This window comes from Banduia mediterranea, from assembly GCF_031846245.1.
GTDB classification, from domain to species: Bacteria; Pseudomonadota; Gammaproteobacteria; order Nevskiales; family Nevskiaceae; genus Banduia; species Banduia mediterranea.
The window spans coordinates 31,251-44,728 of sequence record NZ_JAVRIC010000010.1 but is presented as its reverse complement, the minus strand read 5'-3'; the positions used below and the strand labels follow the sequence as shown (position 1 = coordinate 44,728).

The 13,478-nt window shown below is 64.1% G+C and carries 14 protein-coding genes and 1 pseudogene; 12 read left to right on the top strand and 3 right to left on the bottom strand.

Going from position 1 to position 13,478, the window contains the following annotated elements:
• The 11 genes from mltB to RM530_RS08710 all read left to right on the top strand — a co-directional run bounded on the left by mltB (position 1) and on the right by RM530_RS08710 (position 8,017).
• On the top strand, positions 1 to 1,026 hold the full coding sequence (gene mltB, locus RM530_RS08760; RefSeq protein ID WP_311364844.1) for a lytic murein transglycosylase B: 1,026 nt from the start codon (positions 1 to 3) through the stop codon (positions 1,024 to 1,026).
• Positions 1,023 to 1,868 (top strand): septal ring lytic transglycosylase RlpA family protein, encoded by an 846-nt coding sequence (locus tag RM530_RS08755; RefSeq protein ID WP_311364843.1) that lies wholly within the window; start codon positions 1,023 to 1,025, stop codon positions 1,866 to 1,868. Before mltB ends, RM530_RS08755 begins: the two co-directional genes overlap by 4 nt.
• Positions 1,869 to 1,955: 87 nt before the next feature.
• Positions 1,956 to 3,122, top strand: a complete 1,167-nt coding sequence (locus RM530_RS08750; protein ID WP_311364842.1) for a D-alanyl-D-alanine carboxypeptidase family protein — start codon at positions 1,956 to 1,958, stop codon at positions 3,120 to 3,122.
• A 3-nt stretch (positions 3,123 to 3,125) separates the two neighbouring features.
• Positions 3,126 to 3,389 carry a YbeD family protein gene (locus RM530_RS08745; protein WP_311364841.1) on the top strand — a complete coding sequence of 88 codons (264 nt, stop codon included), beginning with the start codon at positions 3,126 to 3,128 and terminating at the stop codon, positions 3,387 to 3,389.
• Complete coding sequence (gene lipB, locus RM530_RS08740; protein ID WP_432276085.1) at positions 3,386 to 4,021, top strand: lipoyl(octanoyl) transferase LipB; 636 nt, start codon at positions 3,386 to 3,388, stop codon at positions 4,019 to 4,021. Before RM530_RS08745 ends, lipB begins: the two co-directional genes overlap by 4 nt.
• A gap of 244 nt (positions 4,022 to 4,265) precedes the next feature.
• Entirely contained in the window at positions 4,266 to 5,084 is an 819-nt protein-coding gene (locus RM530_RS08735; RefSeq protein WP_311364840.1) for an ABC transporter ATP-binding protein, read from the top strand.
• The gene (gene mlaE / locus RM530_RS08730; RefSeq protein WP_311364839.1) at positions 5,081 to 5,851 is read left to right on the top strand and encodes a lipid asymmetry maintenance ABC transporter permease subunit MlaE; all 771 of its coding nucleotides are present in this window, start codon (positions 5,081 to 5,083) and stop codon (positions 5,849 to 5,851) included. Before RM530_RS08735 ends, mlaE begins: the two co-directional genes overlap by 4 nt.
• Before the next feature lie 15 nt (positions 5,852 to 5,866).
• Positions 5,867 to 6,346, top strand: coding sequence for an outer membrane lipid asymmetry maintenance protein MlaD (mlaD, locus tag RM530_RS08725; protein WP_311364838.1), 480 nt, complete (start codon positions 5,867 to 5,869; stop codon positions 6,344 to 6,346).
• 4 nt (positions 6,347 to 6,350) lie between these two features.
• Positions 6,351 to 6,998: an MlaC/ttg2D family ABC transporter substrate-binding protein gene (locus RM530_RS08720; protein WP_311364837.1), complete on the top strand. Its 648-nt coding sequence runs from the start codon at positions 6,351 to 6,353 to the stop codon at positions 6,996 to 6,998.
• A gap of 24 nt (positions 6,999 to 7,022) precedes the next feature.
• A complete protein-coding gene (locus RM530_RS08715; RefSeq protein WP_311364836.1) occupies positions 7,023 to 7,304 on the top strand; it encodes an STAS domain-containing protein in 282 nt (93 codons plus the stop codon).
• Positions 7,301 to 8,017 (top strand): MlaA family lipoprotein, encoded by a 717-nt coding sequence (locus RM530_RS08710; protein ID WP_311364835.1) that lies wholly within the window; start codon positions 7,301 to 7,303, stop codon positions 8,015 to 8,017. Before RM530_RS08715 ends, RM530_RS08710 begins: the two co-directional genes overlap by 4 nt.
• A gap of 120 nt (positions 8,018 to 8,137) precedes the next feature.
• On the opposite strand, the gene purL is transcribed toward RM530_RS08710, so the two are convergent.
• The 3 genes from purL to RM530_RS08695 are packed head-to-tail and all read right to left on the bottom strand — an operon-like array spanning position 8,138 to position 13,108.
• Positions 8,138 to 11,977 carry a phosphoribosylformylglycinamidine synthase gene (purL, locus tag RM530_RS08705; RefSeq protein WP_349256205.1) on the bottom strand — a complete coding sequence of 1,280 codons (3,840 nt, stop codon included), beginning with the start codon at positions 11,975 to 11,977 and terminating at the stop codon, positions 8,138 to 8,140.
• 23 nt (positions 11,978 to 12,000) lie between these two features.
• Positions 12,001 to 12,762, bottom strand: coding sequence for an MBL fold metallo-hydrolase (locus RM530_RS08700; RefSeq protein ID WP_311364833.1), 762 nt, complete (start codon positions 12,760 to 12,762; stop codon positions 12,001 to 12,003).
• Positions 12,763 to 12,772: 10 nt separating this feature from the next.
• A complete protein-coding gene (locus RM530_RS08695; RefSeq protein WP_311364832.1) occupies positions 12,773 to 13,108 on the bottom strand; it encodes a DUF1820 family protein in 336 nt (111 codons plus the stop codon).
• 211 nt (positions 13,109 to 13,319) lie between these two features.
• Here RM530_RS08695 and RM530_RS08690 point away from each other — a divergent pair.
• Positions 13,320 to 13,469: pseudogene (locus RM530_RS08690) on the top strand (transposase); the annotation flags it as partial.
• Positions 13,470 to 13,478: the final 9 nt, after the last annotated feature.

The following is a 13,478-nucleotide window of genomic DNA, read 5'->3' as shown; positions in this document are numbered from 1 at the left end:
ATGACTAGACGCCCCCCCGGGAAAAGACTCCTGCTGACGCTCGCGCTGCTTGCCCCGGTCATGGCGTCCGCCGATTACAGCGGCAACCCGCGCGCCGCCGAACTCAAGCGGATTCTGGCGGACGACTACGCGTTCTCGGGCGCCGATCTGGCGGCGGTCGATCAAGCGCTCGTGAAGGCCGAGCGCGTGCCGCGCCTGATCGAAAAGGAGCAGACCGCCAAGGAGAAAACCCTGACCTGGACCGGCTACCGCCCGATTCATGTCAACGACGCCAATGTGCGCCGCGGCGTCGCGTTCATGAACGAATACGAAAGCTGGCTGGAACGTGCGCACCGCGAATACGGCGTCGCACCGGCGGTGATCGCCGCGATCCTCGGCGTGGAAACCAAGTTCGGCGGCTATACCGGACCGCACCGCGTGCTCGACGCGCTGACCACCCAGGGTTTCGAACACCCGACCCGCTCCGACTTCTTCTTCAGCGAACTGGTGGCATTCTTCGTGCTGTGCCACGAGCAGCAGCGCCAGCCCGAAGACATGCTGGGTTCCTACGCCGGCGCCATGGGCGCAGCGCAGTTCATGCCAAGCAACTACCGGCGGCTGGCCGTCGACTTCGACGGTGACGGCGATACCGACCTGTGGAGTCTGCCGGACGCGATCGGCTCGATCGCCAACTACCTCATCAAGTACCGACCGCAGGTGGCCTGGCAGCGAGACCAGCCCTTGATCGCGCCGCTGCGGCCCACAACCGGTTTCCGCGCGCCGGCGGACGCGGTCAACACCAAGCTGCCATCCGAGACGCTCGGACAATTGCGCGAGTCTGGCGCCCACATCGACGCCGACCTGGACGACGCCACGGCGGCCGGCATACTCGAACTCAAGCTCGACAGCGGTCAGCATGAATATTGGGCGGGCCTCAACAATTTCTATGCGGTGATGAGCTACAACCCGAGGGTCTACTACGCCATGTCGGTGACTCAGCTGGCCGAAGCGCTGAGCCAGGCACGCAGCGAACAAGCCGCTCGATGAAGCCGTGGCGGCTTGCGCTGCTGGGTCCGCTGCTGTGGCTGAGCGCCTGCGCCGGGCCACGCGCGCTATCCGACGGACCGCCGTCAGCGGGCGACGTTCCGGCACCGCTACGCGCCGACGCCGCCCCGGACGAAATCAAGGACGCCGTGCCTCGCGCCGAGCCGCGCAGCAAGTATGGCAACCCGCCGTCCTACAGCGTCCATGGCAAGACTTACTACGTGCTGGCCAGCGCCGAAAACTTCCGCGAACGCGGCCGCGCCTCCTGGTATGGGCGCAAGTTTCACGGCCGCCGCACATCCAGTGGCGAGCCCTACGACATGTACGCGATGACGGCCGCGCACAAGACTCTGCCGCTGCCGTGCTACGTGCGCGTGCACAATCTGGACAACGGACGGGAGGCGATCGTGCGCGTCAACGACCGTGGTCCGTTTCACGATGGTCGCGTGATCGACCTTTCGTACGCGGCAGCGCTCAAGCTCGGCGTCGTCGGCGCCGGCTCGGCCAATGTCGAGATCGAGACGATCGACCCACGAGCGCCGCGTACGCAGTTCGCCGCAAGCACACCGGGACCTCCAGCCGTGCAGCGGCCGCCCGTTCCGATCAATGACACGACGCCGCACTACCTGCAGGCCGGCAGTTTCAGCGATCCGGTCAATGCCGTCGCGCTGCGCGAGCAGCTCGGCAGCATCGGCATCCAGCAGGTGGAAATTCGTGTCGAGGAGATCGCGGACAGCCACATGCACCGCGTTTTGATCGGACCCTTTGCTCAGGAATCCGAACTGGAAGCGACGCGCGACCAATTGCTGGTCAATCGATTTTCGGCAATTCCCGTCATTCGGTGAGGTGATCGGCGCCGATATTCGCTGCACAAGCATTAACATGGGCAAGATTCGCCCCCATTCCCGTTCGGGTCCCCCCGCTTCGAAGGCATGAAAATCAAACTCTTTTCGCTACGCTCGCTCCTCGTTCCGCTGGCCCTGCTCAGTCTGTGGCCACTCGCCGCGGCCGCGCAAAGCGTGCCCCCGCCCCCCAGTCTGGACGTCAAGAGCTGGATTCTGCTCGACGCGCAGACCGGTCAGGTTCTGACCGGCAGTGACTACGACGAGCGCGTCGAGCCCGCAAGCATCACCAAGGTGATGACCACCTACGTGATCTACGACGAGATCGCGCAGGACCGGATGCATCTCGATGATGACGTGCTGATCAGTGAAAAGGCCTGGCGCCAGGGCATCGACTCCAGCGAATCGCGCATGTTTCTGGACGTGGGCTCGCACGTGAAGGTCGAGGACCTGCTGCGTGGCATCGTCATCCAGTCCGGCAACGACGCCAGCATCGCCATGGCCGAACACGTGGCCGGCACCGAGGAAGCCTTCGCCAGCCTGATGAACCAGCATGCCAAGCAACTCGGCATGAAGAATTCGCATTTCGTGAATTCCACCGGCCTGCCGGACCCGCAGCACTACACCAGCGCGCATGACGTTGCGCTGCTGGTGCGCGCGCTGATCAAGAATTTTCCGGACGACTACGCGATGTATTCGCAGAAGGAATTTACCTACAACGGCATCAAGCAGCGCAACCGCAATGGCCTGCTGTGGCGTGATTCGACGATCGATGGCGTCAAGACCGGCCACACCTCCAAGGCCGGCTACTGCCTGGCCACCAGCGCGGTGCGCGACGGCCGCCGCCTGATCGGCGTGGTCATGGGCGCCGGCAGCTGGAATGGCCGCGAGCAGTCCAGCCTCGCCATCCTCAACTACGGCTTCCGCTTCTTCGATACCGTGAAGCTCTACGAAGCGGGATCGCCGATCCAGACCCTGCGCATCTTCAAGGGCTCGACCGAGGAACTGCCGGTCGGCACCATCGACACGCTGGCCGTCAGCATTCCGCGCGGCGCACAAGACAAGCTGTCGGTGCAGGCAGACGTACAGCAGCCGCTGATCGCGCCGGTGCAGGCCGGGCAGACGCTGGGCACGGTCACCGTCAGCCTCGACGGCGACACACTGCTACAGGAGCCGCTGGTCGCGCTGCAGGAAGTTCCCGAAGGCGGCCTCTGGGACAAACTGGTGGACGAGGTCCGTCTGCGCTTCTTCGAGTGAGCCATGGCCGACCCTGCCCCGCCGAAACTGACGTACCCCTGTCGCTTTCCGATCAAGGCGTTCCTGCGTCCCGATAGTGGCGCGGAAAGCCGTGTCCGGCGCATGGTGCAGGACGCAATCGGCGCGCCCTCGCAAATCAGCCGCCAATTGTCCAGCCAAGGCAACTACACCTGCCTGACGTTCGACTTCGTCGCCGACAGCGAGGACCACGTGGCCCGTGTGCGTGCGGTACTGCGCGCGGAACCGGCGGTATTGATGTCTCTGTGAGCGCCGCAGGCGCCGACGCGCCCCTGGTTCTTTCGCTGGGTCAGCAGCCCTATCCCGAAACCTTCACGGCGATGCGCGCGTTCACCGAGTCCCGCCAGCGCGGCTCGCGTGATGAAATCTGGCTGCTGCAACACCCGAGCGTGTTCACGCTCGGCCAGGCCGGAAAACCGGAACACCTGCTGGCGCCCGGCGACATTCCCGTGGTGCAGAGCAATCGGGGGGGGCAGGTCACCTATCACGGCCCAGGGCAACTGGTGGCCTATGTGATGCTGGATCTGCAAGGCCGCGGCTACGGGATTCGCAGTCTGGTCACTCGCATGGAGAATGCACTGATCGCCTGCATGGCGGATTTCGGCATTACCGCAAGCGCGCGTCAGGATGCGCCCGGCGTCTATCTGGACGATGGTCGCAAACTGGCCTCGCTGGGTCTGCGCGTCAGCCGCGGCTTCTGCTATCACGGTCTGGCGCTCAATGTTGCGATGAATCTCGAACCGTTTCAGCGCATCAATCCCTGCGGCCATGCGGGTTTGCAGGTGGCACAGCTGTCGGAAATCGGTGGACCGAAGACGGTTATCGACGCGGAGCATTCGCTGATCCCCCATCTAAGGGATTTTCTGTACGCTCCTGATTGAGGCACAATATCTGCCTGAGCAAGCATTTTCGTCAACCCACAATAAATTCAGAATCTAAACTCAGAATCGTAGAACCCGCATTCCATTCAACACGCCATGAAACAGTTCATGTGGGGTTCAGCCCATCACGGTTTACCATCCGGCCGCCGCATGCCCGTCCAAGCTGGCGTGCCAGCGGGGCATTGGGCATGCGACAATTGCCTGTGACTATCGTCCATCCGAATCCCATTCAAGGCCTGACACAATGACAGCTCATTCAGCTGACGACGCCCTTGTGCGTGTGCGCGGCCTGCGCTTCGCCTACGGTTCGCGTCTGATCTATGACGGAATCGATGTCGACATTCCGCGTGGCAAGGTCACCGCGATCATGGGGCCATCCGGCACTGGCAAGACCACCTTGCTGCGTCTGATCGGCGGCCAGTGGCGTCCGGACGCCGGCACCGTGGAGTTCGATGGCGTGAATGTCCACAAGCAGTCGCGCGGCCAGTTGTTCGAGATGCGCAAACGCCTCGGCATGCTGTTTCAGTCCGGCGCACTGCTGACCGACCTGACGGTGTTCGAGAACGTGGCCTTTCCGCTGCGTGAGCACACCGATCTGCCGGAATCGATGATCCGCGATCTGGTGCTGATGAAACTGGAGGCCGTAGGCCTGCGTGGCGCGCGCGATCTTGCCCCGGACGAGCTCTCGGGCGGCATGGCACGACGCGTCGCGCTGGCGCGGGCGATCGCGCTCGACCCCGCCATGGTCATGTATGACGAACCCTTCACCGGCCAGGACCCGATTTCCATGGGCGTGCTGATGCGGCTTGTGCGGACGCTCAACGACGCCCTGAACCTGACTTCGATCGTGGTCTCGCATGACGTCAACGAGGTATTGTCGATCAGCGACCACGTCTACGTGGTTTCCGCCGGCAAGGTCGTCGCCAGCGGCTCACCGGATGAGGTCCGCAATGCGGGCTCCGAATGGGTCAAGCAGTTCGTGGACGGTCTGCCGGACGGCCCGGTCCCGTTCCACTACAAGGCCGGCGACTACGCCGAGGAACTGATGGGAGCGGCCAAATGAGTTCGCTGCTCACGATACTCGGCAATTTCTCGGCCGGAGCCGGACGCGCCGTGCTGTTCTGGTTCGGCATCCTGGCCGCGATACCCGGCGCCCTGCTGCGGCCGCGCGTGATCATCCGTCAGTTCTATGACAGCGCGGTACTGTCGCAGATCATCATCGTGGTATCCGGTTCGTTCATCGGCATGGTGCTCGCGCTGCAGGGATACCGCACGCTGGTCAACTTCGGCGCCGAATCCTCGTTGGGTGTGTTTGTGGCGCTGGTCATCATCCGCGAACTGGGGCCGGTGGTCACCGCACTGCTGTACGCGGGCCGCGCCGGCTCGTCGATGGCCGCGGAAGTCGGTCTGATGCGTGCAACCGAGCAGCTGTCCGGCATGGAAATGATGGCGGTGGACCCGATGAAACGCGTCATCGCGCCGCGCTATATCGCCGGCGTGCTGGCGATGCCGCTGCTGACCGCGATCTTCACGGTGATGGCAATCGGCATCGCCGGCGGCTACGCGGTCGGCGTGGTGCTGCTGGGCGTGGACGACGGCTCTTACTGGTCGCAGATCCAGTCGAGCGTCGACCTGCGCGACATCGGTGACGCCGCGCTCAAGGCCCTGGTGTTCGGTCTGGTGGTGAACTGGATCGCGCTGTATCAGGGGTATCACGCGGCACCGAATTCCGAGGGTGTTTCACGCGCAACGACGACAACGGTCGTGTATTCGTCGCTGGCCATCCTCGGCCTCGACTTCGTGCTCACCGCCATGCTGTTCCAGAAGTAGTTAGGGCTCCAAATCATGCAATCACGTTCACTTGAGATTCTGGTCGGATTCTTCTTCGCGCTCGGCGTCGCGGCGATCTTCGTGCTTACCTTCCGTGTCGCCGGGCTGCAGAACGTGGGCGGCGGGCCGACCTACGAGGTTACCGCCATGTTCGAGAATATCGGCGGACTCAAGCCGGGCGCCTCGGTGACGATGGCCGGCGTCAAGATCGGGCGCGTACGCAACATCGCGATCGACCGCACCACCTTCGAGGCGCGCGTGAAGATGGACCTCGCCGCCGACTACGACAATATCCCCAAAGACTCCAATGCCAAGATTCTCACGGCGGGCCTGCTCGGCGAGCAGTACATCGGCTTCGAACCCGGTGGCGCGCTCGAATCTCTGGAGCAGGGTGACACCGTCACCTTTACCCAAAGCGCGCTGGTATTGGAGAACCTCATCGGCCAGTTCCTCACGTCGATGACCCAAAAGGGTTCCAACGAATCCAAGGAGTAACCGCATGAACGTCCTGAAAACGACCCTTGCCGCCGCGGGCCTGCTGGCCATCGCCGGGCTGGCACACGCACAGTCCGCCAAGCCGGACGAGATCATCCGCTCCGCAACCGAAAGCGCGCGCGAGCAGATCAACGAAAACTACGAAACGTACAAGACCGACAGGCACGCCTTCTACACGATGATCGATGAGACCGTCGTGCCGCGCTTCGACGTGAAATACATCTCGCAGCTGGTACTGGCGCGCAACTATCGCAGCGCCACACCGGAACAGCGCAGCCGTTTCACCGATGCCTTCCAGACGATGATCGTGCGCTCCTACGCCGACGCCCTGCTCGAGTACTACGACGACGTGGACATCGAATGGGCGCCGCTGCGCATGGCCGAGGACGCCACCGATGCCTCCGTCGGGGCGAAAATCATGCGCAACAACGGACAGCCGATTCCGCTCGACTTCCGCGTCCACAAGACCGATGACGGCGACTGGAAGATCTACGACATCGCCGTGGAAAACATCAGCGTGGTCAGCAACTTCCGCGCCCAGTTCGCACAGGAAGTGAAGAAGAACGGCCTCGATTCGCTGATCGCGAAACTGGAAAACCTGCAGATCAAGGCGCCAACCGTCGAGGTCGATGAGCCCGCGCAGAGCTCCTAGCCGCCGCGCAGGAAAGGAGACAACATGGTCAGCGTCAGTCCCGGCCGTATCGAGGGGGAACTCTGTTTCGCCACCGCAGACACCGTCTTGCGTGAAAGTGCCCAACTGCTCGAGACCGGCAGCATCGACCTGTCCGGCGTCACCCGTGCGGACAGCGCGGGTGTGGCCTTGCTGCTGGAGCTGCGCCGCCGCCACGGTGCGCCACTGCCACTGACGCAGATTCCCGCGCAGCTCGGCGGCCTGATCGAGTTCTTCAATCTGGGGGCGATCCTGATGCCCCCGCAGCCCAGCGGAAGCGCACCATGATTCGACTCCTTATCGCGGTCCTGACTACGATCACGCTGGGCGCTTGCGCACATGCGCCAGCTTACGATCCCCAGGATCCGCTGGAGGTGGTCAACCGCAAGGTCTACAAGTTCAACGACGTGGCTGACCGTTACGTATTGCGGCCGGTCGCCAAGACCTATGCCGACATCACGCCGCAACCGGTCAAGACCGGCGTCAGCAATTTCTTCGACAACCACCTCACCTACCCGATCACCATCGTCAACGGCGTGCTGCAGCTCAAGTTCAAGCAGGCCGCATCCGATACCGGACGTTTCCTGCTCAACTCCACGGTCGGCATCCTCGGCCTCGTCGACGTCGCCAGCCAGCAAGGCATGGAACGCCACGACGAGGACTTCGGGCAGACCCTGGGTTACTGGGGCGTCGGCGAAGGCTGGTTCCTGATGCTCCCGCTGCTCGGGCCCTCGACCAATCGCGACCTGATCGGCCGTGGCGGTGATTACTTCTCGGATCCGACCTACTATGTCGACGAGCCCCAGGTCGAATATCCGCTGATCGCACTGCGCGCCGTGGACAGCCGCGCCGGTCTGCTCGGCACACCGGAAAACTTCCTCAATCAGCAGCTGGACCCTTACGTAGCCATACGCACGGCCTACCTCGAAAAGCGCTGGAACCTGATCCACGATGGCAACCCACCTCCGGACGACGATTTCGAGGATTTCGGCGACGAGTGAGGCGTGAGGCCACCGACCGCCGCGGCTTTTCAAGCTTCTACGCCTGACGCCTTTCCCCTCACGCCTCACCTGCAATCACGCTTTCACGCCTGTCGCCCCCACCCCTTGCGCCTCACGCGCTCACCCCACCCAGGCCCGCACGTTTTCGAACATCCGGAACCACGGCGTGAATCGCTGTTCGCGGTTCGGCCACCACGAACCCACGGTGCCGGCAATGGTTCGTTCCGGGTGCGGCATCATCACCGTGATACGACCGTCCGCGTTGCAGATGCCGGTCAGGCCATCCGGCGAGCCATTCGGGTTGTACGGATAACTCTTCGCCACCGCGCCGGCAGCGTCCAGATAACGCATTCCGACCTGCCCGTTCGCCCGTAACGCGGTCCGCTGTTCGAATGAAGCGAACTTCGCCCGGCCCTCCCCGTGCGCAACGGCGATCGGCAGACGCGAGCCGGCCATGCCGGCCAGGAAGATCGACTTCGATTCCACGATTTCAACCTGCGCCCAGCGCGCTTCGAACTGCTCGGAGCGGTTGCGCACGAACTGCGGCCAGTGCTCGCTGCCGGGCACCAGTTCGGCCAGCGCCGCGAACATCTGGCAACCATTGCAGACGCCCAGCGCGAAGCGATCCGGCTGTTCGAAGAACGACTGGAACATGCCGCGCGCGCGTTCGTTGAACAGTATCGAACGCGCCCAGCCACGACCGGCACCGAGCACGTCTCCGTACGAGAAGCCGCCGCAGGCCACGAGCCCGGCATAGTCATCCAGGGTCTGCCCACCTTCCAGCAGATCGGACATGTGCACGTCCACCGCCTCGAAGCCGGCGGCATCGAAGGCATATGCCATTTCCACCTGACCGTTGACGCCCTGTTCACGCAGGATCGCCACGCGCGGGCGGCGCCCGACACTCGGCGTGGATGTCCGGAATACCGGCGCGACGGTGGGGTCGAAGCCCAGGTGCACGCCGAGTCCGCCGTCGGCTTCAAGGCCTGCGGCGGCGAATTCCTCGTCGACGCAGGCGGGCTCGTCGCGCAGCTTCGCCATGCGATAACTGGTTTCGAACCAGGACTTGAACAGGTCTTCACGCGCGCCTTCGAACACCACCGCGCCACCGGCGCGAACGCGGATGCGGCCATCCGTCGTGGGCCTGCCAAGTTCTTGCACACTCAGCCCGTCAAAGGCCGCGCGTATGGCCGATACGTCGGCACGGCGAACCTGCACCACAAACCCCAGTTCTTCGGCGAACAGCGTGGCCAGCACATCGACGTCCGCGAGATCGACATCGAGCCCGCAATGCCCGGCGAAGGCCATTTCCATCAGCGTGGCGAGCAGACCGCCGTCGGATCGATCGTGGTAGGCCAGTACGCGAGCTTCGGCGTTCAGCGCCTGTATTCCGGCAAAGGCCTGGCGCAGCAGCGTCGGCGCATCGAGGTCCGGCGCCCGGTCGCCGAACTGTCCGTAGACCTGCGCGAGGATCGAGCCACCCAGACGGTTCTGGCCGGCACCGAGATCGACCAGCAGCAATACCGTGTCGCCGGCATCGGTGCGCAATTGCGGCGTGAGGCTGCGCCGCACGTCGCTCACCGGCGCAAAGGCGGATACGATCAGGGACAGGGGCGCGAACTGCATGTGGCGTGCATCGCCATCCTCCCAGACGGTGCGCATCGACAGCGAATCCTTGCCCACCGGAATCGCGATGCCGAGTTGCGGGCACAGCTCGGCACCGACGGCGCGCACGGTGTCGTACAGGCGCGCATCCTCATCGCCAAGCCCGGCCGCCGCCATCCAGTTTGCGGACAGCCTGACCTCGCCGAGGCTGGCGATCGGCGCCGCCATCAGATTGGTGATCGCCTCGGCCACCGCCATGCGGCCCGAAGCCGGCGCGTCCAGCAGCGCCAGCGGCGCACGCTCGCCCATGGCCATGGCCTCGCCCGTCACCGCCTCGAAACTGCTGGCGGTCACGGCGCAATCCGCCACCGCTACCTGCCAGGGACCGACCATCTGGTCACGCACCGTCAATCCACCGACCGTGCGATCCCCGATCGTGATCAGGAAATTCTTGGCCGCCACGGTCGGGTGCTGCAATACCCGAATCACCGCTTCGTCGAGCCGGATGGCGCTGCGGTTCAGCGCCGGCAGTTCACGGACGGCGCGCACCGATTGGCGCTGCAACTGCGGAGCCTTGCCGAGCAGTACCGACATCGGCATATTCACGGCGTCCTGCGCTTCGAGTTCATCCTCGACCACCAGCACGCGCTCGGCCAGCGCCGTTCCGACGACAGCGTACGGACAGCGCTCGCGCCGGCAGGCCGCGTCGAGCACCGCCAGACCGGCGTCGTCCACCGCGAGCACGTAGCGCTCCTGGGATTCGTTGCACCAGATTTCCATCGGCGAGAGCGAAGGGTCGGCGATATCCACCGCGCGCAGGCGAATGCGTCCGCCACGACCGTTGTCGTTGATGATTTCGGGCAGGGCGTTGGAAATGCCGCCGGCACCGACGTCGTGAATCGACAGAATCGGATTGGCCTCACCCAGCGAAGCACAGTAGTCGACGACCTCCTGGCAGCGCCGTTCCAGCTCCGGATTGGCGCGCTGCACCGAGGCGAAATCCAGCGCCTCGCTGCTGGAGCCGGTGGTCATGCTGCTGGCGGCACCGCCGCCCAGGCCGATCAGCATCGCCGGCCCACCCAAGACGATCAGCTGCGCGCCGGCCGGCACGTCGAGCTTTTCGACCAGCCCGTCGCGGATGTTGCCGTAGCCGCCGGCGATCATGATCGGCTTGTGAAAGCCGGTACGGCTGCCGTCCGGCAAGGTCTGCTCGAAGCTGCGGAAATAGCCGGCCAGATTGGGCCGGCCGAATTCGTTGTTGTAGGCCGCCGCGCCGACCGGGCCCTCCAGCATGATCTGCTGCGCCGTGGCCATGCGCGGGGGGCGCGAATCCGCCGCCTCCCAGGGCTGGGTGAATCCCGTGATGCGCAGATTGGACACCGAAAAGCCGCAAAGGCCGGCCTTGGGGCGACCGCCGCGCCCAGTGGCGGCCTCGTCGCGAATTTCGCCGCCGGCCCCGGTCGCCGCACCGGCATGCGGCGAAATGCCGGTGGGGTGGTTGTGCGTCTCGACCTTCATCAGGATGTGAGCCGGTTCCTGGCGCGTCCGCCAGATGCGATCGGAACCCAGCATGAAGCGCGGCGCTTCCGGGCCTGCGATGACCGCGGCATTGTCCTTGTAGGCCGAAAGCACACCGTCCGGCGATGCGGCATGACTCATGCGGATTATGCCGAACAGCGAGTCCGGCTTGGTTTCTCCATCCACTGTGAACTCGGCGTTGAAGATCTTGTGACGACAGTGTTCCGAATTGATCTGCGCGAACATCATCAATTCGGCGTCGCTCGGATTGCGGCCCACGCCGGCGAAGTATTCGGCGAGGTAGTCGATCTCATCGGCAGACAGCGCCAAGCCCCAGTCCCGGTTCGCCGTCGCCAGGGCGTCCTTGCCGCCGCCGAGCAGGTCGACCTGCCGCAGCGGCCGGCGCTCCGGGGTTTCGAATACCTGGGCCAGACCCTTGATGTCCGACACCAGGCTTTCGGTCATCGGGTCATGCAACCGGGCATGTGCCACCGCCGGCAAGTCCGTGATTCCTTCGAACACCAGAACGCGACCGCGTTCGATGCGCTGCACGCCGGCCAGTCCGCAGACACGGGCAATGTCGGTGGCCTTGCTGCACCACGCGGACACCGTGCCGACACGCGGCACCACGAACAAACGCAGACTGCCGTCCGGCAATTCGCCTTCACCCGCTTCCAGCAGACGCCGGACCGCCGCCAGTTCGGCGTCCGCGGCCGTCGCCATGAAAAATTCCGAAACACGCAGACCGCTGAGTCCCGGCGCCTGTGCGATGAGCGCTTCGCGCAGGCGATCGATACGAAACCTGGAGAGAGCCGGTCCGCCCGGTAGCAAATGCACAGTCATTTCAGGTGGATCGTCACTCAGGAAATTTCACGCCAGGCCAGGCCCTGGTCCTGCTCGGCTGCGACCAGCCAATGCGTCTCGCAACCCAGCGCCTCTGCTCCGGCGGTCAGCGCCAGCTCGGGCGTGTTGTTCTTTTCGGAAAGATGCGTCAACACCACGTGCTGCACGCGCGAAGTGTCGATGCGTCTCAACAGATCGGCCGCCTGCATGTTCGAAAGGTGCCCATAGGCGCCACCGACCCGGCGCTTGAGCGACTCCGGATACGGCCCGCTGGCGAGCATGGCGCTGTCATGATTGAACTCGATCAACAAGGAATCACAGGCCTGCAGCATCCGGCACATATGCGGCGTGACGCTGCCCGCATCGGACAGCACGCCAATGCAGGTCGCACCGTTGCCGACCACGAACTGCGCCGGTTCACGCGCATCATGCGGGACCGGATACGGTGACATTTCCAGATCACCGATCGCAAAGGGGGTGTGCGGATCGAAATGTTCGATGCACGGCACGTCCACGTCATTCCAGACGGCGTGGGTTCCGCGCGTCATCCACACCGGCAAACCGTAGCGCCGGGCCACTCGCGCGACGCCACCAAGATGATCGGAATGCTCGTGCGTGACCACGATCGCCGCCAGACTTTCGGGTTCCACGCCGAGCCGCTGCAAACGTCGCGTGGACTCCTGCACCGAGAATCCGCAGTCCAGCAGCACATGGGTGTCCCGGCAGGAAAACAGGGCGGCGTTGCCCTTGCTGCCGCTGCCCAGCAAGGCGAAGCGCAATCGTCCCGACTTACTTTTGATGACCGCCTCCCGGCGTGAACGTCGGAAACGGCGTCACTTTCGATGAGTCACCGGCCACCGGCTTGATGCGCGCGGCGCCCTGAGTCTTCACCTCGTCGATTCGCACGATCTGGTGCACCGGCACGTAGAAGCGCTCCACGTTCTCGAATTCCGACTTGAGCCGTTCCTCGGTCGGGTCCACGACCACGCTCGATTTTTCGCCGAATATGATCTGTTCGACCTCGACAAAGCCGAGCAGGCCGCCATGACTGATCTGACGGGCATAGAGCTCATAGACCTGGCCCTGCTGCACGAAGCTGACTCGGTAAAGACGCTGTTTGGTCATCGATGCGATGAACGTTCCGGACTGAGGAGGTGGATATGTATTATCCGGGCAAGGAGCTTCCGGGAACAACCAGCATCACGACATCCGCCGGGCCCTGAGCGAAACGCGACTTCGAGCGCGCGGAATCGGCACGGGCCTCGCCAAAAGCGGCGGACAAGTCCAAAGCTGCCTGCATCTTGACGTCGGCACGCTCAGTCCATTGCTCAAGCGCATGGAACGCATCAACCGCGAGATCAAGCGGCGCACACGCGTGGCCGCGCTCTTCCCCAACGAGGACGCCTGCCTGCGCCTGGTGACCGCAGTGGCGATGGGGATTCCCGAGGAGCGGGTGAGCGGTAAGGTCTACCTCAGGATGGAGTAAACCGAGCAA

Coding starts and splice junctions, on each gene's coding strand:
- RM530_RS08755 (WP_311364843.1), top strand. CDS start 1,023: ATGAAGCCGTGGCGGCTTGCGCTGCTGGGTCCGCTGCTGTGGCTGAGC.
- RM530_RS08720 (WP_311364837.1), top strand. CDS start 6,351: ATGAACGTCCTGAAAACGACCCTTGCCGCCGCGGGCCTGCTGGCCATC.
- mlaE (WP_311364839.1), top strand. CDS start 5,081: ATGAGTTCGCTGCTCACGATACTCGGCAATTTCTCGGCCGGAGCCGGA.
- RM530_RS08735 (WP_311364840.1), top strand. CDS start 4,266: ATGACAGCTCATTCAGCTGACGACGCCCTTGTGCGTGTGCGCGGCCTG.
- mltB (WP_311364844.1), top strand. CDS start 1: ATGACTAGACGCCCCCCCGGGAAAAGACTCCTGCTGACGCTCGCGCTG.
- mlaD (WP_311364838.1), top strand. CDS start 5,867: ATGCAATCACGTTCACTTGAGATTCTGGTCGGATTCTTCTTCGCGCTC.
- RM530_RS08745 (WP_311364841.1), top strand. CDS start 3,126: ATGGCCGACCCTGCCCCGCCGAAACTGACGTACCCCTGTCGCTTTCCG.
- RM530_RS08710 (WP_311364835.1), top strand. CDS start 7,301: ATGATTCGACTCCTTATCGCGGTCCTGACTACGATCACGCTGGGCGCT.
- RM530_RS08750 (WP_311364842.1), top strand. CDS start 1,956: ATGAAAATCAAACTCTTTTCGCTACGCTCGCTCCTCGTTCCGCTGGCC.
- RM530_RS08695 (WP_311364832.1), bottom strand. CDS start 13,108: ATGACCAAACAGCGTCTTTACCGAGTCAGCTTCGTGCAGCAGGGCCAG.
- RM530_RS08715 (WP_311364836.1), top strand. CDS start 7,023: ATGGTCAGCGTCAGTCCCGGCCGTATCGAGGGGGAACTCTGTTTCGCC.